This is a genomic window from Nocardia spongicola, from assembly GCF_047200775.1.
Taxonomy (GTDB): Bacteria; Actinomycetota; Actinomycetes; order Mycobacteriales; family Mycobacteriaceae; genus Nocardia.
Map to the genome: position 1 here is coordinate 1 of NZ_JBJZOO010000093.1, position 216 is coordinate 216.

Sequence of the window (216 nt, forward strand, 5' to 3'; positions counted from 1 at the left end):
CTGCCGGGGTTGCGGGTCGAGGCGGTGGATTTCGAGGTCGAGACCGCGAAGTTCGATCTGTCGTTGACCGTGCGCGAACTCGCCGTGGATCCAGCTGCGGAGCCGGCCGTGGGTTCGGCAGTGGAGTCGGGTGTGGCGGGGATGTATGCGGAGTTCTCCTACGCGCGGGATCTGTTCGACGAGGACACGGTGCGGGGCTTCGCCGAGCGGTTCACT

The 216-nt window shown here is 66.7% G+C and carries 1 protein-coding gene; it reads left to right on the top strand.

The genetic code is table 11. From position 1 onward, the window contains the following. A partial coding sequence (locus tag ACL02S_RS24350) for a hypothetical protein (protein ID WP_412804824.1) occupies positions 1 to 216 on the top strand: 216 nt, incomplete at both ends.